This window comes from Achromobacter piechaudii NBRC 102461 (assembly GCF_001571245.1).
In the GTDB taxonomy this organism is placed as follows: domain Bacteria; phylum Pseudomonadota; class Gammaproteobacteria; order Burkholderiales; family Burkholderiaceae_B; genus Achromobacter; species Achromobacter piechaudii.
Window position 1 is genome coordinate 159,492 of sequence record NZ_BCTK01000015.1, and the last position, 19,614, is coordinate 179,105.

At 67.8% G+C, this 19,614-nt stretch carries 22 protein-coding genes; 18 read left to right on the plus strand and 4 right to left on the minus strand.

What is annotated here, in order from left to right; all coding sequences use genetic code 11:
- The first annotated feature begins 69 nt into the window (after nt 1-69).
- Complete coding sequence (locus tag API01S_RS27005) at nt 70-726, plus strand: flavodoxin family protein (RefSeq protein ID WP_061306594.1); 657 nt, start codon at nt 70-72, stop codon at nt 724-726.
- Nucleotides 727-763: 37 nt separating this feature from the next.
- On the opposite strand, the gene API01S_RS27010 is transcribed toward API01S_RS27005, so the two are convergent.
- From API01S_RS27010 to API01S_RS27025, 4 genes are all read right to left on the minus strand, one after another.
- The gene (locus API01S_RS27010) at nt 764-2,011 is read right to left on the minus strand and encodes a D-amino acid dehydrogenase (protein WP_061306595.1); all 1,248 of its coding nucleotides are present in this window, start codon (nt 2,009-2,011) and stop codon (nt 764-766) included.
- 106 nt (nt 2,012-2,117) lie between these two features.
- Nucleotides 2,118-2,555, minus strand: a complete 438-nt coding sequence (locus API01S_RS27015) for an Rrf2 family transcriptional regulator (RefSeq protein ID WP_061306596.1) — start codon at nt 2,553-2,555, stop codon at nt 2,118-2,120.
- A gap of 58 nt (nt 2,556-2,613) precedes the next feature.
- Entirely contained in the window at nt 2,614-3,831 is a 1,218-nt protein-coding gene (hmpA, locus tag API01S_RS27020; RefSeq protein WP_061306597.1) for an NO-inducible flavohemoprotein, read from the minus strand.
- 89 nt (nt 3,832-3,920) lie between these two features.
- Entirely contained in the window at nt 3,921-4,559 is a 639-nt protein-coding gene (locus API01S_RS27025) for a 4'-phosphopantetheinyl transferase family protein (protein ID WP_254598583.1), read from the minus strand.
- A gap of 135 nt (nt 4,560-4,694) precedes the next feature.
- Here API01S_RS27025 and API01S_RS27030 point away from each other — a divergent pair, with 135 nt between their 5' ends.
- From API01S_RS27030 to API01S_RS27110, 17 genes are read left to right on the plus strand one after another with little or no spacing between them, the layout of a single operon-like run.
- Nucleotides 4,695-5,423 (plus strand): beta-ketoacyl synthase chain length factor, encoded by a 729-nt coding sequence (locus API01S_RS27030; protein ID WP_061306599.1) that lies wholly within the window; start codon nt 4,695-4,697, stop codon nt 5,421-5,423.
- Complete coding sequence (locus API01S_RS27035) at nt 5,420-6,259, plus strand: lysophospholipid acyltransferase family protein (protein ID WP_061306646.1); 840 nt, start codon at nt 5,420-5,422, stop codon at nt 6,257-6,259. Before API01S_RS27030 ends, API01S_RS27035 begins: the two co-directional genes overlap by 4 nt.
- 5 nt (nt 6,260-6,264) lie before the next feature.
- Nucleotides 6,265-6,525: a phosphopantetheine-binding protein gene (locus API01S_RS27040; RefSeq protein ID WP_050729184.1), complete on the plus strand. Its 261-nt coding sequence runs from the start codon at nt 6,265-6,267 to the stop codon at nt 6,523-6,525.
- Nucleotides 6,526-6,542: 17 nt separating this feature from the next.
- Nucleotides 6,543-6,797, plus strand: coding sequence for an acyl carrier protein (locus tag API01S_RS27045; protein WP_039883125.1), 255 nt, complete (start codon nt 6,543-6,545; stop codon nt 6,795-6,797).
- Nucleotides 6,794-7,342, plus strand: coding sequence for a COG4648 family protein (locus API01S_RS27050; protein WP_061306600.1), 549 nt, complete (start codon nt 6,794-6,796; stop codon nt 7,340-7,342). Before API01S_RS27045 ends, API01S_RS27050 begins: the two co-directional genes overlap by 4 nt.
- Nucleotides 7,343-7,345: 3 nt before the next feature.
- Complete coding sequence (locus API01S_RS27055; RefSeq protein WP_061306601.1) at nt 7,346-9,043, plus strand: AMP-binding protein; 1,698 nt, start codon at nt 7,346-7,348, stop codon at nt 9,041-9,043.
- Nucleotides 9,030-9,782 (plus strand): glycosyltransferase family 2 protein, encoded by a 753-nt coding sequence (locus API01S_RS27060; protein WP_061306602.1) that lies wholly within the window; start codon nt 9,030-9,032, stop codon nt 9,780-9,782. Before API01S_RS27055 ends, API01S_RS27060 begins: the two co-directional genes overlap by 14 nt.
- Nucleotides 9,779-10,693: an LpxL/LpxP family acyltransferase gene (locus API01S_RS27065; protein ID WP_006218795.1), complete on the plus strand. Its 915-nt coding sequence runs from the start codon at nt 9,779-9,781 to the stop codon at nt 10,691-10,693. The genes API01S_RS27060 and API01S_RS27065 overlap by 4 nt, the downstream gene beginning before the upstream one ends.
- Nucleotides 10,686-11,129 carry an acyl-CoA thioesterase gene (locus tag API01S_RS27070; protein ID WP_006218794.1) on the plus strand — a complete coding sequence of 148 codons (444 nt, stop codon included), beginning with the start codon at nt 10,686-10,688 and terminating at the stop codon, nt 11,127-11,129. The genes API01S_RS27065 and API01S_RS27070 overlap by 8 nt, the downstream gene beginning before the upstream one ends.
- On the plus strand, nt 11,126-11,779 hold the full coding sequence (locus API01S_RS27075; protein ID WP_061306603.1) for an outer membrane lipoprotein carrier protein LolA: 654 nt from the start codon (nt 11,126-11,128) through the stop codon (nt 11,777-11,779). Before API01S_RS27070 ends, API01S_RS27075 begins: the two co-directional genes overlap by 4 nt.
- Nucleotides 11,763-14,090, plus strand: a complete 2,328-nt coding sequence (locus API01S_RS27080; RefSeq protein WP_061306604.1) for an MMPL family transporter — start codon at nt 11,763-11,765, stop codon at nt 14,088-14,090. The genes API01S_RS27075 and API01S_RS27080 overlap by 17 nt, the downstream gene beginning before the upstream one ends.
- 34 nt (nt 14,091-14,124) lie before the next feature.
- Nucleotides 14,125-15,372 (plus strand): NAD(P)/FAD-dependent oxidoreductase, encoded by a 1,248-nt coding sequence (locus tag API01S_RS27085; RefSeq protein WP_156487192.1) that lies wholly within the window; start codon nt 14,125-14,127, stop codon nt 15,370-15,372.
- 27 nt (nt 15,373-15,399) lie between these two features.
- Nucleotides 15,400-15,969, plus strand: coding sequence for a DUF3261 domain-containing protein (locus API01S_RS27090; protein WP_061306606.1), 570 nt, complete (start codon nt 15,400-15,402; stop codon nt 15,967-15,969).
- A complete protein-coding gene (locus tag API01S_RS27095; protein WP_061306607.1) occupies nt 15,966-17,165 on the plus strand; it encodes a beta-ketoacyl-ACP synthase in 1,200 nt (399 codons plus the stop codon). Before API01S_RS27090 ends, API01S_RS27095 begins: the two co-directional genes overlap by 4 nt.
- A complete protein-coding gene (locus API01S_RS27100) occupies nt 17,162-17,623 on the plus strand; it encodes an ApeP family dehydratase (RefSeq protein WP_061306608.1) in 462 nt (153 codons plus the stop codon). The genes API01S_RS27095 and API01S_RS27100 overlap by 4 nt, the downstream gene beginning before the upstream one ends.
- The gene (gene fabG, locus API01S_RS27105) at nt 17,620-18,351 is read left to right on the plus strand and encodes a 3-oxoacyl-ACP reductase FabG (protein WP_061306609.1); all 732 of its coding nucleotides are present in this window, start codon (nt 17,620-17,622) and stop codon (nt 18,349-18,351) included. Before API01S_RS27100 ends, fabG begins: the two co-directional genes overlap by 4 nt.
- The gene (locus API01S_RS27110; protein WP_061306610.1) at nt 18,351-19,577 is read left to right on the plus strand and encodes a beta-ketoacyl-ACP synthase; all 1,227 of its coding nucleotides are present in this window, start codon (nt 18,351-18,353) and stop codon (nt 19,575-19,577) included. Before fabG ends, API01S_RS27110 begins: the two co-directional genes overlap by 1 nt.
- Nucleotides 19,578-19,614 lie beyond the last annotated feature (37 nt).

The following is a 19,614-nucleotide window of genomic DNA, read 5'->3' on the forward strand; positions in this document are numbered from 1 at the left end:
AGCAGCATTCATCATTTGTCCGCCAGATAGTGAATTTCTATATTGACGACACCAACCCTTGGAGCCGTCATGAATCAAAATCACTCATCTCAACACCTGCTGATCCTGGTGGGCAGCCCCCGCCGCGATGGCAACAGCGCAGCTTTGGGCGCAGCCGCGCAACGCGGCGCAGACGCTGCCGGGCTGTCCACCAAGCTGCTGTTCCTGGACGACTACATCCAGGGCTTCCTGTCCGACCTGCGTACCAAGCCCGCGCCCGATGACCGCTATTCAGAGCTATTTCTGGAACACTTCCTGCCAGCGGACGGCGTGCTGATCTGCACGCCGATTTACTGGTACGGCATGTCGGCGCAGACCAAGGCGTTCTTTGACCGTTCGTTCAGCCACTATGCCGGCGCCGGGCCGGAGCCCGAACGCGTCAAGGCGTGCATGACGGGCAAGCGCCTGGGCCTTGCCGTGGCGTCCGAGGAAACCTACCCCGGCGCGGCGCTGGGCATCGTGCATCAGGTGCAGGAATTTGCGCGCTACACGCACTCGGATTTCGTGGGCTATGTGCATGGCGCAGGCAACCAGCGCGGGGAAATCGCGCAGGACCCGCGCCAACCGCTACGCGCCGCCGAGCAGCTGGGCGCGTCGTTCTTTACGCGGAAGTATTCCGACTACCGCATCGAAACGCCGCGCTCCCATAACGTCTGGGCAGCAGCCGGCAGCGACGCGCCTGCGTGAAGCGGCGAGCCTTGGAGGCAACGCCGCGGAGGCCTGATCAAGGCCGGAACGGCGCAGGGTCCAGCGGCAATTCCAGACCGGCCATCTGCGCCGTCAACAACGCCGCGCTGCCGCAAGCCAGCGTGAAGCCCAGCGCGCCCTGGCCGATGTTCAGCCACAGGTTGTCGGCGGCGTGGCTCTGCCCGATCAGCGGTTTGCCGGTAGGCGTGGCCGGCCGCAAGCCGGCCCACGGAATGGCCTGCGTCAGATCCAGCGCCGGAAACGCCTCGCGCACCTGGCGCTTGAGCAAGGCCACGCGCGCCGGATCGATGTCGGCGTTGGCGCTGCCGATATCGACCATGGCGGCAATGCGCAGCACCTTGCCCACGCGCGCATACACGATGCGCCGCTCGTAATCCGTCACACTGATGCGCGGGGCAACGCGGTCGTCGTCCGCCAAGGGCACGCTCAGGCTGTACCCCTTGAGCGGGTACAGCGGCACGTCATGGCCCAGCGGCTGGAGCAGCGCGCGCGTGCCGATGCCGGTCGCCAGCACCACGGCATCGGCCCCGACGTCGCCATGGCGCGTGTTCACCGCGACGATGCGGCGGCCTTCCCGCTGCAACCCGGTCACGGGATTGGACATCGAGCATTCCACATTGCCCAGCGCTTGCAGGCGGTCGAACAGCCCTTCGGTGAACTGGCGGCAGTCGCCGGCCTCTTCGCTGGGGGTGTAGATCGCGCCGGCAAGATTGCTGCCCATGGCGGCCAGCGCCGGCTCCATCGCCAGCGTCTGGGCGGCGTCCAGCACCTGCTGCTCGGCGCCATGGCCCGCCTGGTAAGCCACCAGCGCACGCGCCTTGTCCAGCAAGGCCGCACTGCGATAGGCGATCAGCTTGCCATTTTTCAGATGGCCGAAATCCAGGTTTTCCTGATCCAGCAGCGTGTGCATGACGTCACGGCTCAGGTAGGACAGGCCCAGCAACTGCGCGGTCGAGGCCTTGGCCACCGACGCGCGGCAAGCCAGCGCAAATTGCAGGCACCAACGCCATTGATGAGGATCGAGCCGGGGCCGAAAGCGCAGCGGAGAGTCCTGGCGCAACAACCAGCCGGGCACGCTGGGCAAGACGCCCGGGCCCGCCAGCGGCGCAACATAGCTGTAGCTCAGTTGCCCGCCGTTGGCGTAGCTGGACACCTCCGCGGGCCGGGCCTGGCTATCCACCAGCACCACATCATGACCCTGGCGCGCCAGGAAATAGGCGGACGTCACGCCGACCACGCCCGCACCGATTACGCAAACGCGCATGCCTTCATCCAATAGAACAGGAAACTTCCCCATTCTGGAACGCGGGCGGGCGACGCGGCAAATGCCAAACGCCGCAGCATCCATAACCAAACATCATGGTTTGGGTTCAGGCGGCGCGATGCAGCTTGATGATCGCGGCGGCGGTGGGGTCGCGCACCAGGTCGGCCAGCGTGTAGCCGTTGAGCGCGTCATAGAAGGCGTTCAAGGTCTGGGCCAGCACGCCCGCCAGCCGGCAGGCGCCGTCCAGCGCACAGGGCGGTTCGTGGCAATCGATCAACGGACCTTGCTGTTCGAGTTCGCGGATCAGGTCGCCGACGCGATACGCGCAGGCGTCACGCGCAAGCCGCAAGCCGCCACCCTTGCCCCGCACGGTGCTGATCCAGCCGCGTTGCGACATGAAGTGCACCACTTTGACCAAATGATTGCGCGACACCTCGAAGCGCCCGGCGATTTCCGGGATGGTCACGGGGCTGGGCCGGTCGCGGCATTGCGTCAGGTACATCAGGACGCGCAAGCCGAAGTCGGTGAATCGGGTCAGTTGCATGGCGGGGTGGGAGGGTGACCGGGCGGCCCGGCAAGTTCAGGCCGCCAGGATACACCGCTCAGGCGGGCGCGCCGCCGGTGCCAAAGGCTTCCGCGTGGATACGCGCGGGCGCAACGCCCAGCTCCAGCAAGGCCGCGCGTTGCGCAGCCATGAAAGGCGCGGGGCCGCACAGGTAGTAGTCGGCATCCGGCACGATGGCCTCGTCCGAAATGGCGCGCAAGTCCACGCGGCCACGGTGGTCGTAGTCTTCGCCGGCCTTGTCGGCGTGGCCGACCTCTTCATAGAAGACCGCCTTGCGCACGTTGCCGCGCTCGGCCGCGATGCGGTTCACATGGTCGCGCATGGCGTGCACCGAACGGTTGCGACAGCCATGCACGAAGCGGATCTGGCGCTTGTCATCGGTGCGCACCAGATGGTTCAGCATGGACACCATCGGCGTCAGGCCCACGCCGCCACTCAGCAACACCACCGGCGCGTCGCTATCTTCATTCAGATAGAAGTCGCCCTGCGGCGGCGCCACGTCCAACACGTCGCCCTCTTGCAGGCGGTCGTGCAAGGTGTTGGACACGCGGCCGGCCGGCGTCTGGTCGCCCGCGAGTTCACGCTTGACCGAAATACGCAGGCGATCCTGGCCGGGCGCGTCCGACAAGCTGTATTGGCGCGGTTGCATCAGGCCCAGTTCGGGCACGTAGACCCGCACGGACAGGTATTGACCCGGCCGGTACTCGGGCACTGCGCCACCATCGGAAGGCGCCAGATAGAACGACGTGATTTCCGCGCTTTCCGCCTGCTTGCCCACAACGCGGAACGTGCGCCATCCCGTCCAGCCGCCCGGCTTGGCCGCCGATTCCGCGTACAGGCGCGATTCTTCGGCAATCAACAGGTCGGCCAGTTGCCCATAAGCCGCCGCCCACGCATCCACCAGCTCGTCGGTCGCGGCCTCACCCAGCACTTCGCGGATGGAAGCCAGCAAATGCTTGCCCACGATGGCGTAATGCTCGGCGCGGATGCCCAGGCTGACATGCTTGTGCACGATGCGCGTCACCACGGGGGCCAGCACCGACGGGTCGTCGATGTGTTCCGCATACGCCGTCACCGCGCCCGCCAGCGCGTGCTGCTGCTGCCCGCCGGCCTGATGGCCCTGGTTGAAGACGTGCTTGAGTTCGGGATTGTGTTCGAACATGCGCGCATAGAAATGGCGCGTCAACGCCACGCCATGGGTTTTCAGGACAGGGGCCGTGGCTTTGACCAGCGCGCGGACTTCGGGGCTCAACATCTTGCTGCTCCTTCAATTGCGATCGTGCTCGCTTTAAACATGTATGGATAATACATCTTTAACTGCGAAGGTCTCAATTCACGTCCGATTCAATCGATATCGCGTAGCCATTCGCCAACAAGTGTGAGCGCTGGCAAGGCGCATCCCGCACCGCCCCGCCATCTTGGATACGTTGTGTCGCGCAAGGGGGCTTGCCAGACCATGGACGCCATCCATGCGTCCCCCACTTGCCAACTGCACGCGCGCCACCGGCCGGGCGGCGCGCGTAGCTGCCACTGGCCATCCTCGTCCGCATGCAGGCCGACCTTCGCCATATCCGCAGGGAAATCCAATGCGGCGGCCTTGATGAAGGCCTCTTTCAATGTCCACAACAGATAGAAGTGCCGGGCCTGGGCGGGGCCGTTCAGCGCAGCAAGCGCGGCAGCCTCTTCCGAGGAACACACCCAGGCCGCCAGCGCCGCGTAGTCGCGAGGGCGCATGCGTTCAAGGTCGGCACCCAGGCCCCAGCCGGCGGGCGCACGGGCGCAGATGGCGTGGCCGCCGCTGTGGCTCAGGGACGTCACCCCACCCGGCGACGTGGATTGACGCACGTCGTGAAGCAAGGCGCGGCTGACCTGGAAGTCCTGCTGCGCCTTGGGGCCGGATCGCGCCGCTGCGCGTATCGCGTCATCGGCGGACAGATCATTCACCTGATAACGAGCGGCTGCGCCTTTGTGCGCCCAATACATGAATAGTTCCTGAATTTCCACGGCAACAAGTAACCAATTACACTTAGTAAGCGACTCATTCACTGTGCCCGGGCGGACACAAAGTTACTACTAAAAACAAATTCCACGGACTTCGACATAGTAGAATCGCGCGCTATGTTGACGTTCTCAATCGCGCAATGGCAAGGTTGGACGCAAGGAATGGAGTCGCCCGAGGACTGGTTTTATTGGGCGCAACACCCTTATTGTCCGCTTGACGCCTCGCGCGCGCCTCGCCTGGATTTCCTGCCTCCGATGCAACGCCGCCGGCTCAGCCCGCTGGCCCGCGCCGTATTCGAGTGCGCGTGGCCGCTGGCGGCCGAGCGTCCGGCGATGCCGTTCGTGTTTGCCTCCCGGCATGGCGAAACCACCCGCAACTTCGGTCTGCTGCAAGCCTTGGCGGCGGACGAACCCCTGTCGCCCACTGCATTCGGCCTGTCGGTGCACAACGGCATTGCCGCGCAGTGGTCGATCATACGCCGCGAGACCACCGAATCCATCGCGCTATCGGTCGACGACGACGGCCTGGAACACGCCTTTATCGAAGGCGCGCTGCTGCTGGACCAGGGCCATGACGACGTGCTGGTCGTGCTGGCCGAAGAACGTCCTCCCGCGCCCTACTCCCCCTGGATCGACGACGTGCCCTACACCTACGCCGCCGCGTTTCATCTGCGCGCTGGCTCGGACTGGTCGCTGTCCATGTCGAGCGCCGCGCCAGCCGCTGAGGCCAGCAACGAACCGGTCTGGCCCAACCCCTTGAACCTGATGCGACACCTGGCGCTGCGCACGCCCTCGTGGGCGCACGGCAACGGCGCCCGCCGCTGGACCTGGACCCGCAACGCATGACAAGCACGACGCAACCCCGCCAGGATTTCTGGCTATGGCGCCTCGTCGCCACCGGCATGGCTTTCACGATGTTCGGCCTGGGCGGCGTGCTGCTGCGCGTGCTGGTCTTTCCGCCGCAGCGCCTGCTGCCGGGCGGCCGGATCGAACGGCAGCGGCGCGCGCGCTGGGCATTGAACGGCACGTTTCGGCTGTTCATCCGGTTCATGGTGCGGGTCGGCATCCTGACCGTCGAATTCAAGGGCGCCGAACGGCTGGGCAAACCGGGGCAGATGATCCTGGCCAATCACCCGTCGCTGCTCGACGTCGTGTTCCTGGTGGGACATGTCAAGAACGCCAACTGCATCGTCAAGCACGGCCTGGCGACCAACCCGTTCACGCGCGGCCCCGTCGCCAACGCGGGCTACATCACGAACGACGAGAGCTTCGACATGTTCGACCGCGCCGCCGACGTGCTGCGCAACGGCGAAACGCTGATCGTCTTTCCCGAGGGCACGCGCACCCCGCCCGACGCCTTGCCGCAGTTCCATCGCGGGGCTTGCGCCATCGCGTTGCGCGGCGCGCGCATCGTCACGCCCGTAGTCATACAGATGAATCCGCGCAGCCTGACCAAAGGCGAACCGTGGTATCGCATTCCGGCGCGCCGCATGCGTTATGTGATCCAGGTGGGCGAGGACATCGACCCCACCGTCTGGAGCAGCGCGCACCCGCTGCCCGCCGCCGGCCGCAAGATGAATGCCTGGCTGCATGCCTATTTCGAAGCCGAACTGGCGCGCTCCGCGCCGGCCGGCGCTGTCATGAACGAACACGCCACCCCGATCGGTGGCAACGGAGTCTAAGCGGGATGAATCAATTGGAACTTGAGCTCAAGACGCTCGTCATCGAATCGCTGGGGCTGGAAGACATCACCCCCGACGACATCGCGTCCGACGCGCCGCTCTTTGGCGACGGACTTGGGCTGGATTCGGTGGATGCGCTGGAGCTGGGCCTGGCGCTGCAAAAGCGCTACAGCATCGCCATCGACCCGGAAACGCGCAACATGCGCGAGCATTTCACCAGCATCAGCACCCTAGCGGCCTTCGTCACCGCGCAGCGGCGCGCCTGACAAGAATGGAGTCCACCATGCATACCCGCGAGGACATCTTCAACACGTTGCGCGATGCGCTGGTCGAATTGTTCGAGATCGAACCCGAACGCGTCACGCCGCAAGCCAATCTATATACCGATCTGGAAATCGACAGCATCGACGCGATCGACCTGATCGACCACGTGCGCCGCCAGACCGGCCGCAAGCTGGATGCGAACGACTTCCGCACGGTTCGCACCGTCGAGGACGTGGTCCAGGCCATGTGGCAAAAGCAGGCTCCCGACGCATGAGACGCGGCGTTGCGGCCGGTCTGGCCGCTGCTGGCGTGGCGTATCCCTTCGTGGTGCACGCCACGCTGGGGCGGCTCAGTCCCGCGTGGCTGGCCTTGCCGCTGGCGTTGCTGTGGTTGCTGCGCGGCCTGACCGCGCGCGCCGGGCAGCCGGGCGCGCGCTTGCTGCCCGCCGTAGCGGTGGGCTTCTGCGTCGTTCTGGCCATCTGCAATTCCGAAGCCTGGCTGCGCTGGTATCCCGTGATGGTCAACGCGATGATGCTGGCCATTTTCGGCGCCAGCCTGCGCGTCGGCCGCCCGGTCGTGGAACGGCTGGCGCGGTTGCGGCACCCCGATCTGCCGCCCGAGGGCGTGCGCTATACCCGCAACGTGACACGCGTCTGGTGCGCGTTTTTCGCCGGCAACGGCGCGGTCGCGGCGGCGCTGGCCGCCTGGGCGCCGTGGAGCTGGTGGGTCGCCTATAACGGCGCGATCAGCTACGGCCTGATGGCAATGCTGATGCTGGGCGAATGGCTGCTGCGCCCGGCAGCCGCGAAGGCGGTCTGACGCATGCGCTGGATACCGCTTGAACATCTGTTGCTGCCCGACGCTGACGCGAACAACGTCCTGCTTGCCGACGATCCGCCGCTGACCCGCGCCGCCTTTGCGCACGCCAGCCTGCGCGTGGCCGGCGCGCTGCGGACGCGTTCGGCGCGCCGGGTCGCATTGTGGTTCGACGACGCCGCGTCGCTGGCCATCGCGCTATTGGCGTGCTGGCGCGCCGACGTCGTCGCCATCCTGCCCGGCGATGCGCAGCCGGGCACCTGCGCCAGCCTGGACGCCGACATCGACGCCTGGCTTACCGACGCCGACCTGCCCGTGCCAAGCGCCAGGCAATGGCGGCTGGACGCCCTGCAAGACCATGCGCCGCTCGCGCCCATCGCGTTGGACCCGTCGCACACGCTGGTGCTATGCACGTCAGGCTCCAGCGGCACGCCCAAGCCGTTGCACAAGCAATGGCGGCAGTTGTCGGCCGAGGTCCACGCACTGCAACGGCAATGGCCCGCGCCCGATGCGCCCGTGCTGGGCAGCGTGTCGGCCCAACACATGTACGGCTTGCCATTCCGCGTGTTGTGGCCGCTATGCGCGGGCCGGCTGATCGACCGCCGCCAGCGGCACTATCCCGAAGAATTGCAGCAGGCCAGCCTGCGCTATCCCACGTTCACGTGGGTCACCAGCCCCGCCATGCTGCGGCGGCTGGGCCAGCGCCTGGACTGGGCGAAACTGCGCGGCCGGCTGCTGCGCATCCATTCGTCGGGCGGAGCTCTGCCGCCCCAGGTGTCCGACGATATCGAACGTGAACTGGGCCTGCGCCCCACCGAAATCTACGGCAGCTCGGAAACCGGCGCCGTCGCCTGGCGGACGGGCGCCTCGGACTGGCAGGCGCTGCCCGGCGTTGCCATCAACGTGAATCCCGACGGCGCGCTGCGCGTGCAATCGCCGTGGGTGAACGCCGCCGACGAGCAGACCGCGGACGGCGCGCGCCTCACGGTCAACGGATTCGAACTGCTGGGCCGCCTGGACCGCATCGTCAAGATCGAGGAAAAGCGCGTGTCGCTGCCGATGCTGGAGCAGGCGCTGATGCGCCATGCCTATGTAGCCGATGCGCGCCTGGGCAGCACGGCTGGCGCGCCGCGCCTGACGGCGCTGATCGCGCTGTCGGCCACGGGCCTGCATGTGCTGCGCAACCAAGGCCGCAAGACGCTCGTGGAAGCGCTGCGCGCGCATCTGGCCGGCGGTTTCGAATCGCTGGCCATTGCGCGCAGTTGGCGCTTCTTCCGGCACCTGCCCAGCAACGCGCAAGGCAAGCTGCCGCAAGCCCTGTTCGACGTGGCGGCCGGCCCGCGTCCGACCGAACCGCAGGCGGTGGAACTGCCGGGCCAGCCCGCCAACGAACGCCGCTACACGCTGGACATCCCTTACGACATGGTCTATTTCAGCGGCCATTTTCCGTCCGTGCCCGTGGTGCCCGGCGTGGCGCAGATCAGTTGGGCCATGTCGCTGGCCAAACAAGGCCTTTGCCCGGCGCTGCACTTTGGCGGCATGGAAGCGTTGAAATTCCAGCGGCTGCTGCGTCCGGGCGACCAGGCCGAGATGGCACTGCGTTGGGACGAGGCGAAGCAGAAGCTGTATTTCACCTGCACCGTGCAAGGCGCGCCCTGCTCGTCGGGCCGCATCATTCATCAGGCCGGCCATGCCGCAACATAAGCTCTGCGCCGTCATCCCCGTCTACAACCACGGCGCCACGGTTGCGTCCGTGCATGCGCAAATGGTCGCGCAGGGCCTGCCCTGCGTGCTGGTCGACGATGGCTCCGAGCCGGGCTGCGCCGCCGTGCTGGACGCGCTGGCCGCGCAGCCGCGCACGCACCTGCTGCGCCGCGCCGCCAATGGCGGCAAGGGCGCGGCGGTGCAGGACGGCCTGCGCGCGGCCGCCGCTTTGGGCTACACGCACGCCTTGCAGGTGGACGCCGACGGCCAGCATGCGCTGCGCGACGCCCTCGCCATGGCCGACGCCTCGCGCGCCCAGCCCCAAGCCGTGATCTGCGGCGCGCCCGTCTATGGCGACGACGTGCCGCGCAGCCGCCTGTATGGCCGCTGGCTGACGCGCATCTGGGTGTGGATCAACACGCTGTCGCTCGATATCCCCGACGCCATGTGCGGCTTTCGCGTCTACCCGCTGGATCGCGTGCTGCCGGTCATCGACGGCGTCAGCGTCGGCCGCCGCATGGACTTCGATATCGCCATTCTGGTGCGGCTGCATTGGCGCGGCGTGCCGATGGCCTGGCATCCCACGCGCGTGACCTATCCCGAAGGCGGCGTGTCGCACTTCAAGGGCTTGCGCGACAACCTGCTGATCAGCCGCATGCACGCGCGGCTGTTCTTCGGCATGCTGGGCCGCTCGCCTGCCCTGCTGTGGCGCCGTCTCGCGCCCAGGACGCGCCCGTGACCGCCGCCGATCCGCACTGGGCCCACCAGGCCGAACGCGGCAGCCCCGTGCTGATGCGCCTGACCGCCTGGGCCGCTCGCCGGCTGGGCCGTCGCGTTGTCGCGCCCGTGGTCTGGCTGGTGGTGCTGTACTTCTACACCTTCGGCGGCCGCGCCCGCCGCGCCATTGCCCAGTACCAGCGGCGCCTGGCGCAAACGGGCACGCCCGTGCCCCGCACCTTGCCCGTATACCGCCAGTACCTGGCTTTTGCCCAAGCCATGCTCGACAAACTCGATGTATGGCAAGGCAAGATCACGCTGTCGGATCTGGACATCGCGGACCCCGATGGCCTGCATGCGCAAATGGGCGCGGGCCGTGGCCAGATCCTGGTGGGATCGCATCTGGGCAATATCGAAATCTGCCGCGCGCTGGCCGAACGATCCGGCGCGCTGCGCCTGAACGTGCTGGTGCACAGCAAGCACGCCGTCCATTTCAATCGCTTGCTGGATGAGGCGGGCGGCGGCCTGCGCATGATCCAGGTCAGCGAGCTGGATGCGCCCACCATGCTGGATCTGGCGCAGCGCCTGGATCGCGGCGAATGGCTGGCGATTGCCGGCGACCGCGTGCCGCTGCAAGGCGACCGCACCACGCCGGTCGATTTCCTGGGCGCGAGCGCCGCGCTGCCGCAAGGCCCCTGGCTGCTGGCCGGCCTGCTGCGCTGCCCCGTCAATGTGCTGTTCTGCACGCGCCATGGCGACCGCTATCGCGTGGCGATGGAACGGCTGTCCGACGGCATCGAATGGACGCGCGCCACCCGTCAGGCGCGCATCGCCCACTGGGCGCAGCGCTACGCCGACCGCCTTGCCGCGCATTGCCGACTGGCGCCGCTGCAATGGTTCAACTTCTACCCTTTCTGGAAAGACGATGCGTAAACGCGGCGCGATCAGCGCTCAAGTCGAGATCCGGGTGCCCTTCTTCGACATCGACTCGCTCAATGTCGTGTGGCATGGCCACTATGTGAAATACCTGGAGCAGGCGCGTTGCGAGCTGCTGGACCAACTGGGCCACAACTATGACGCCATGCGCGCCAGCGGCTACGCCTGGCCGGTGATCGACCTGCATCTGCGCTATGCCCAGCCCGCTGAATTTGGCCAGCGCCTGACGGTGCGTGCCGAACTCGTGGAATGGGAAAACCGCTTGAAGATCAATTACCTGATCCTGGATACGGCAAGCGGCAAGCGGCTGACCCGGGGGTCGTCGGAACAGGTCGCGGTAAGCATCGAGACCCGCGAAATGCAATTGGTGTCGCCCCCGGTCTTCGTCGACGCCGTGCAGCGCAAGCTACAGGCTCTGGAGGCTTCGGCATGAACGCACTCACTTCCACGCGCATCGCAACCGGCGCACGGAGCGCGTCCGCATGGGCCTGGCGCGCGGCGTTGCTGCTGTTGCTGACCGCCCTGCCCTGGACCGCGCGCGCCTTCGGCCTGGCTGAATTGGAAGCGCAGTTGCGCGCCACACCTGTCGTGCGAGGCCAGTTCGTGCAGCAGAAATTCCTGCGCTCGCTGCCCCAGCCGCTGACCAGCCGCGGCGACTTCACGCTGGCGGCCGGCAAAGGCTTGTTGTGGCGGCTGCGCACCCCCATCGCGCAGGATCTGCGCATCGACGCAAACGGCATTTCGCGGCGTGACGAATCCGGCGCGTGGCAAGCCCTGCCGCAACAGACCGGGTCGGGCCGCGAGAACCGGTTGTTCCTGTCGGTGCTGGCGGGCGACACCCAGGGCCTGCAAGAGAATTTCGACCTGGCGCTGACGGGCGAAGCCAACGCCTGGCAACTGATGTTGACGCCGCGCTCCGCCTTGTTGCGGCAGATCTTCGACAACATCCAGATCAACGGCGGCAAGCTGGTCGACCGCATCGAACTGCGTGAAACGCAGGGCGACCGCAGCGTGCTGCAAATGACCGACGCGGTGGCCGCCGACGCGTTGAACGCCGAGGAGCAACGTGCGTTTTCCCATTGAGCGCTGGCTGCCCCGGCTGTTCAAGCTGGGGCTGCTGCTGGTCCTGTGCGCGGGCGCGTGGCAATGCCGCCATGGCTGGCCGGTGTCGGCCAACCTGATGGATCTGGTGCCGCACGCCAAGGCCGACGCCACGCGGCGCCTGGCCGAAGCGCGCATCCAGGAACCGCTGTCGCGCCAGTTGCTGGCGCTGGTCGCGGCGCGTCCCGGCGCGGACCCGGTCGCGCCTGCGCGGGTGCTGGCGCAACGCTTGCAGGACAGCGGCCTGTTCGCATCCGTGCAGCTGGAATTGAATGTGGACGTGGCGGCGCTGCGCGCGCAGTTGCTGGCCGGGCGGCTTGCCATGCTGCCCCAGGCCGACCGCGAGCAACTGACTGCCGACCCCGCCGCCTACGCCCAGCGCCGCGCGCGCGAGCTGACCGACCCGTTCTCTTCGTCCGGGCTGGTGCCCGTGGACCAGGACTGGCTGGGCCTGACGCGGCGCGCCGAACAGGCGCTGCGCCCCGGCGGCGCGGTGCAGTACGACATGGGCAGCGGCACGCTGCAAGCCGAACAAGGCGGCAAGCACTGGGTGCTGGTGCGCGCCGAAACGCGCGCCGACGCGTTCGACACCGACGCGCCCCAAGACCTGGCGGCGCGCATCGACGATGCCCGTCAGGCGCTGCACGCCGAGGGCGCAGAACTGCTGATCACCGGGGGCCCGTTGTTCGCGGCGGCCGGTCGCGCCCAGGCCGTGAAGGAAAGCGGGTGGATCGGATCCATCGCCCTGGCGGGCATCGTCATCGTGCTGTTGCTGGCCCTGCGACGCGCGCGTGCGCTGCTGGCGTTCATTCCCGTGGCGGTCGGCCTGTTGACCGGCGCGGTGGCCTGCGTCGCGGTGTTCGGTTCGATCCACGTTTTGACGCTGGTGATCGGCGCCAGCCTGATCGGCGTCGCGGTGGACTTTCCGATGCACTGGCTGGGCAAGAGCTACGGCATGCCCGACTGGCAGGCCTGGCCCGCGCTGCGCCGCGTCTTGCCGGGCCTGACGATCAGCCTGGCAGCCAGCCTCGTCGGCTACGTGGCCTTGGCCTTCACGCCCTTCCCGGCCTTGACGCAGACCGCCGTTTTTTCAGCAGCGGGGCTGCTTGGGGCCTACGCCTGCACCGTGTGCCAACTGCCGGCCTGGATGAACGGCTGGCGCCCGCGTCCCTGGCCGCCGCTGTTACGCGCGGCCGAGGCGGCGATGCGCCTGCGCGACCGCGTGGCGCGCCGACGCCTGCTGTTGGCCGTCGGCGCATTGGGCCTGGCCGCCATCATGGCTGGCGGCATCAACCGGCTGGTCATCCAGGACGATCTGCGCCAATGGTTGAGCCTGCCCGCGCCGCTGCTGCAACAGGCGCGGCAGATCGGCGACATCACCGGCTTTACGCCGACCAGCCAGTTCTTCCTGGTACGCGCGCCCGATGCCGACGAGCTGCTGCGCCGCCAGGCCCAGGTGGCGCGCAAGCTGGACGCGCTGATCCAGCGCGGCGACCTGGCCGCCTACAACTCGCTGAATCAGCTAATGTCCCCCGTGCAAAGCCAGCAGGCCCTGGGACAGCGGCTGGCGGCGCTGGCCGGGCAGCCGCAGGTGTGGAAGCCCTTGACCGATCTGGGCATCCCCTACGAGGCCCTGCAACAGGAATTGCAGTCTTACGCCAAGCAGCCCGCGCTGACCATCGACGCCGCCTTGCAAGGCCCGCTGGCCGAACGCTGGCGCGCGCAGTGGCTGGGCGTGCAAGATGGGCAGGCCGCGGGCATGGTCACGCTGCTGGGCTTGCGCAGCGCCACGGCGCTGGACGGCATCGCGCAGGACCTGCCGGGCGTCGAGCTTGTAGACCGCAGCGGCGACCTGAACCGCATGTTCGCCTCCACCCGCGTCGAAGCCGCCGAACTCAAGCTGCTTTCCTACGGGGTGGCGGCGGCGTTGCTGCTGCTGACGCTGGGCCGCGCGGCCACCTGGCGCATCCTGGCGGTGCCGCTTGCCGCGACCGCCTGCGCGCTGGCCGCGTTGGGCTACCTGGGCCAGCCCCTGACGTTGTTCAGTTTGTTCGGACTGCTGCTGGTATCCGCCATCGGCGTGGACTACGCCATCTTCATGTACGAGCGCGTTGCGGGCGCGGCGGCCAGCCTGGTCGGCATCCTGCTGGGCGCGGTCACCACCTTGTTGTCATTCGGCCTGCTGGCCGTCAGCCAGACGCCCGCCATCGCCAACTTCGGCATGGCGGTCGCCCTCGGCGTCGCGTTCTCCTTACTGTGGTCTCCCTGGGTGCGTGCACCCCAGGGCGGCTGAACCTATCCGTCTTTCCCACATGGAATCACCTCGCATGGAACATCGTGAAGTCGTCGTCATCGGAGCAGGTCCGGCCGGCGCGGTTGCGGCCGCGCTGCTCAAGCGGCAAGGCCATGATGTGCTGATGCTGGAACGCCAGCAGTTCCCGCGCTTCTCGATCGGCGAAAGCCTGCTGGCGCACTGCCTGGAATTCGTGGAAGAAGCCGGCATGATGCCCGCCGTCAACGCAGCGGGGTTTCAGGTCAAGAACGGCGCGGCCTTCGCGCGCGGCGACGAGTACGCGTACTTCGACTTCCGCGACAAGTTCACGGCGGGCCCCGGCACGACGTTCCAGGTGCAGCGCGCGCAGTTCGACAAGGTGCTGGCCGATGACGCCGCGCGCCAGGGCGTGGACGTGCGCTACCTGCAGGAAGTCACGGCCGCCGATTTCAGCGGCGACCGGCCGCTGCTGACCGTGCGCGGCGCAGACGGCGCCAGCTATCAGATCCAAAGCCACTTCGTGCTGGACGCCAGCGGCTACGGCCGCGTGCTGGCGCGTTTGCTGGACCTGGAGCGTCCGTCGTCGATGCCGCCGCGCAAGGCGATCTTCACGCACATCGAAGACCGCATCGACGACCCCGGCTTCGACCGCGAGAAGATCCTCATCAGCGTGCATCCGGAGCAGCCGGGCATCTGGTACTGGCTGATTCCCTTTTCGAACGGGCGCTGCTCGTTTGGCGTGGTGGGCGGACAGGACCTGTTCGGCGGCCCCGACGAAGACCTGATGACCACCTTGCGCAACATGGCCGCCGCCGCGCCGAACCTCAAGCGCGTGCTGGCCAATGCGGTGTGGGACACGCCCGCCAACACCATCGGCGGCTATTCCGCCAGCGTCACCCGGCTGTACGGCCCCGGCTACGCGCTGCTGGGCAACGCGGCCGAATTCCTGGACCCGGTGTTCTCGTCGGGCGTCACCATCGCGCTGCGATCCTCCAAGCTGGCCACCGACGCCCTGCACCGCCAACTGCGCGGCGAGATCGTCGACTGGCAGGCCGATTTCGCCGATCCCTTGATGCTGGGCGTGGAAACCTTCCGCGCCTATGTGCAGGGTTGGTACACCGGCGAATTCCAGGACGTGGTGTTCCACAAGAGTCCGCAGCCCGAAATCCGCCGGATGATCAGCTCCATCCTGGCGGGCTATGCCTGGGACACCGCCAACCCCTTCGTCGCCAGCCCGCAACGCCGGCTGCGCATGTTGAGCGAGCTGTGCCGGGGTGCGTCCGCGCAGGCCGAACCCGCTTGAGACCCTGCTGAAATCCATCCAAAACTCATGATGCGCGCCGCCTCCCCACGCCTGCCCCTCCCCGTTCGCGCCCGCCGCGCGGCGGCTACGGCGCTGTTGCTTGCCGCCCTGGCCGGCTGCGCGAGCGCGCCGCCCCTGCCTGCGCGCGACGCCCGTTTTGCCGTGCCGCGCCAACTGCATGTGGTGCAACTGGCCGCGGGCCAACCTCAGCTGGACACGATGCTGGTAGTGCAGCGCGAAGGCGCGGCGTTGCGCTGGTCGCTGTTCGACCCGATGGGCGTGCCGCAAGCGCGGCAGATGCTGGAAGACGGCCACTGGCGCAACGACGGCTTTCTGCGGCCCAACGCGCAGGCGCGCGATCTGTTCGCCGCGCTCATGTTCGCGTGGACGCCGCTGGCCGACCTGGACGCCGCGTACGGCCGTGGCGCATGGCAGGCCCGGCAGCTGGACGATGGCGGCGCGCAGCGCAGCCTGCACGTACGCGGCGCGGTCCGATGGACGGTGCGCTGGCCACAGCCGTCGCAGCCGGAGGTTTTCTCGATCACCGACGCCGCTGGCGTCACCTGGCGCATCGCGCCGCTCAAGGAACAGCCGTGAACAGCTGGCTAGGCACCCCCGGCATCGTCTGCGCATTGGGCGCGGGCGTGGACACCGTCGCGCACGCCGCCTTCAATGGCGACACGAGCGGCATGCGCGCGCAAGCCGGCTGGGTCCGCGACCGCAGCCTGACGCTGGGCGCTTATGACGGCGCATTGCCGTCCATCCCCGCTGCCCTTCCTGCTCATCTGCACAGCCGCAACAACCAGCTGCTGCTGGCCTGCGCCGAACAGATCGCTCCCCAGCTGCAACGCGCCATCGCCCGATACGGCCCGTCCCGCATCGCGGTGGTGCTGGGCACCAGCACCTCGGGCGTCAACGACAACGCGCCGGCGTTCCGCGAGTTGGCCACGCAAGGCGCTTGGCCCGCTGACTACGACTACCGCCGCCAGGCCCTGTCTTCGCCCGCCGCTTTCCTGGCGGCGCATCTGGGCGTGACCGGTCCGGCCTACACGCTGTCAACCGCCTGCACGTCCAGCGCCCGCGCGCTGCTGTCCGCGCGCCGGCTGCTGGCGCTGGGCCTGTGCGATGCGGTGGTATGCGGCGGGGCCGACACGCTTTGCCGCCTGACCATCAATGGCTTCGCCACGCTGGAAGCCGTGGACGACGGGCCTTGCCTGCCGTTCTCGGCCAACCGGCGCGGCATCAACATCGGCGAAGCCGGCGTGCTATTCGTGATGCAGCGCAAGGCTTCCGATGACGACGCCGTGGCCCTGCTGGGCGGTGGCGCCAGTTCCGACGCGTGGCACATGTCGGCCCCGGAGCCCTCGGGTGCGGGCGCGCGCCAGGCCATGTTGGCCGCGTTGCAGGACGCGCGCGTGGCGCCCGCCGACATCGGCTGGGTCAACCTGCACGGCACCGGCACCGCGCACAACGACGCCATGGAAAGCCACGCGATGCATGCCGTGTTTCCTGACGGAGTGGCGTGCGCGTCCACCAAGGCATTGACCGGCCACACGCTGGGCGCGGCGGGCGCGCTGGAAGCCGCGCTGGCGTGGATCACGCTGTCGTCGGCGAATGCCGATGGCCGCCTGATGCCGCACTGCTGGGACGGCCAGCCCGATCCGGCGCTGCCCGCGCTGGATTTCAGCACCGCCAGGCATCGCTACGCCCACGGCCGCCCCCGCATCGCCATGAGCAATTCCTTTGCGTTCGGCGGCAACAACGCCAGCCTGATTTTCGGAGCGCAGCCATGACCGCCTGCCCCTGGCCCGTCGCCAGCCTGTTGCCGCACGCCGGCAACATGATCCTGATCGACGCCGTGCAAACCTATGACGTCGACAGCCTGACCGCCACCGCCGTCATCAAGCCCGGCCCGTACTCCCTGCCGGACGGCTCGCTGCCGCCCTGGCTGGGCATGGAGCTGATGGCGCAAGCGGTAGGCGCCTGGGCCGGCTGCCACGCGCGCGCGACGGGCGTGCCCGTCAAGCTGGGATTCCTGCTTGGCACGCGGCGCTATGAATGCAAAGCCGACAGCCTGCCGGCCGGCGCGGCCCTGTCCATCCACGTCCAGCGTGGCCTGATCGACGCCAGCGGCATGAGCGTCTTCGAATGCGAATTGCGCGACGAAGCCCGCTTGTTGGCCGAGGCCCGGCTGAATGTCTATCAGCCCACGGACCCCAACGAATTCACCCAGGAAGCCCCTCTGACATGAGCGCAGCCCCCATCCTAGTAACCGGTTCGAGCCGTGGCATCGGCCGCGCCATCGCGCTGGCCCTGGCCGACGCTGGCCATGACCTCGTCCTGCATTGCCGCCAGCAGCGCGAACAGGCCGAAGCCGTGCAGGCTGAAGTCATCGCACGCGGCCGGCAGGCCCGCGTCCTGCAATTCGACGTATCCGACCGCGCGCAATGCGCGGCCGTCCTGCAAGCAGATGTCGAGGCGCACGGCGCGTATTACGGCGTGGTGCTCAATGCCGGCCTCACCCGCGATGGCGCGTTCCCGGCCCTGACGGCCGACGACTGGGACCAGGTGATGCGCACCAACCTGGACGGTTTCTACAACGTGTTGAGCCCGCTGGCCATGCCCATGATCCGGCGGCGCGCGCCGGGCCGCGTGGTCTGCATGGCCTCGGTGTCCGGGATGGTGGGCAACCGTGGGCAGGTGAACTACAGCGCGTCCAAAGCCGGCCTGATCGGCGCGGCCAAGGCGCTGGCCGTCGAGCTGGCCAAACGCCAGATCACGGTGAACTGCGTGGCGCCGGGCCTGATCGATACCGACATGATCGACGAGCACGTGCCCGTCGAAGAAATCCTGAAGGCGGTGCCCGCGCAGCGCATGGGCAAGCCGGAAGAAGTCGCCGCCACGGTGGCCTTCCTGATGTCGCCCGGCGCGGCCTACATCACGCGCCAGGTGATCGCCGTCAACGGAGGCTTGTGCTGATGAAACGCGTCGTTGTCACCGGCATGGCCGGCATCAGCGCGCTGGGTTCGGACTGGACCAGCGTGCAGCAGGCATTTGAATCGGGGCGCAGCGCCATCCGCTACATGCCGGATTGGTCGCGCTTTGCCGAACTGAACACCCGGCTGGCCGGGCCGGTTGAAGATTTCAAGGTGCCGGCGCACTGGACCCGCAAGCAGTTGCGCAGCATGGGCCGCGTGTCGCAATTGGCCGTGCGCGCCGCCGAGCTGGCGCTGGCCGATGCCTCGCTGCTGGGCGAACCCAGCATCACCGACGGGCGCATGGGCGTCGCCTGCGGCTCGTCGGTGGGCAGCACGGCTGAAATCCGCGCCTTCGGCAACATGCTGCTCAACGGCGTCACCGATGACCTGAACGCCAATTCCTATGTGCGCATGATGCCGCACACGACGGCGGCCAACGTCGGCATCTTCTTCGAACTGAAGGGCCGCATCATTCCGACGTCCAGCGCGTGCACCTCGGGCAGCCAGGGCATCGGCTACGCCTACGAAGCCATCCGCTATGGCCGCCAGGACATGATGCTGGCCGGCGGCTCGGAAGAACTGTGCGCCAGCGAGGCGCTGGTATTCGACGCGCTGTACGCCACCAGCCAGCAGAACGACACGCCAGAGCTGACGCCGCGCCCCTACGACCGCGACCGCGACGGGCTGGTCATCGGCGAAGGCGGCGGCATGCTGGTGCTGGAATCGCTGGACCATGCGCTGGCGCGCGGCGCGCGCATCCACGCGGAAATCGTCGGCTTCGGCAGCAATTCGGACGGCACGCACATCACGCGGCCCGAAGCGGCCACGATGCGCGTGGCGATGCAGATGGCCTTGACGGATGCGGGCCTGCCCCCCGAGGCGATCGGCTACGTCAATGGACACGGCACCGCGACCGAACAGGGCGACATCGCCGAAACCCAGGCCACGCACGCGCTCTTTGGCAGCCGCATGCCGATCAGCTCGCAGAAAAGCTATCTGGGCCACACGCTTGGGGCCTGCGGGGTGCTGGAGTCCTGGTTCTGCATCGAAATGATGAACCGCGACTGGTACGCGCCCACGCTGAACCTGCGCAACATCGATCCGCGTTGCGGCAAGCTCGACTACCTGCAAGGCGAAGGCCGCCGCATGAGCCACGAATACGTCATGAACAACAACTTCGCGTTCGGGGGCATCAACACGTCCCTGATTTTCCGGCGCTGGTCCTGAGCCGCGCGGATCCTCGTTTCCCTTTTTGTTTCGCCTC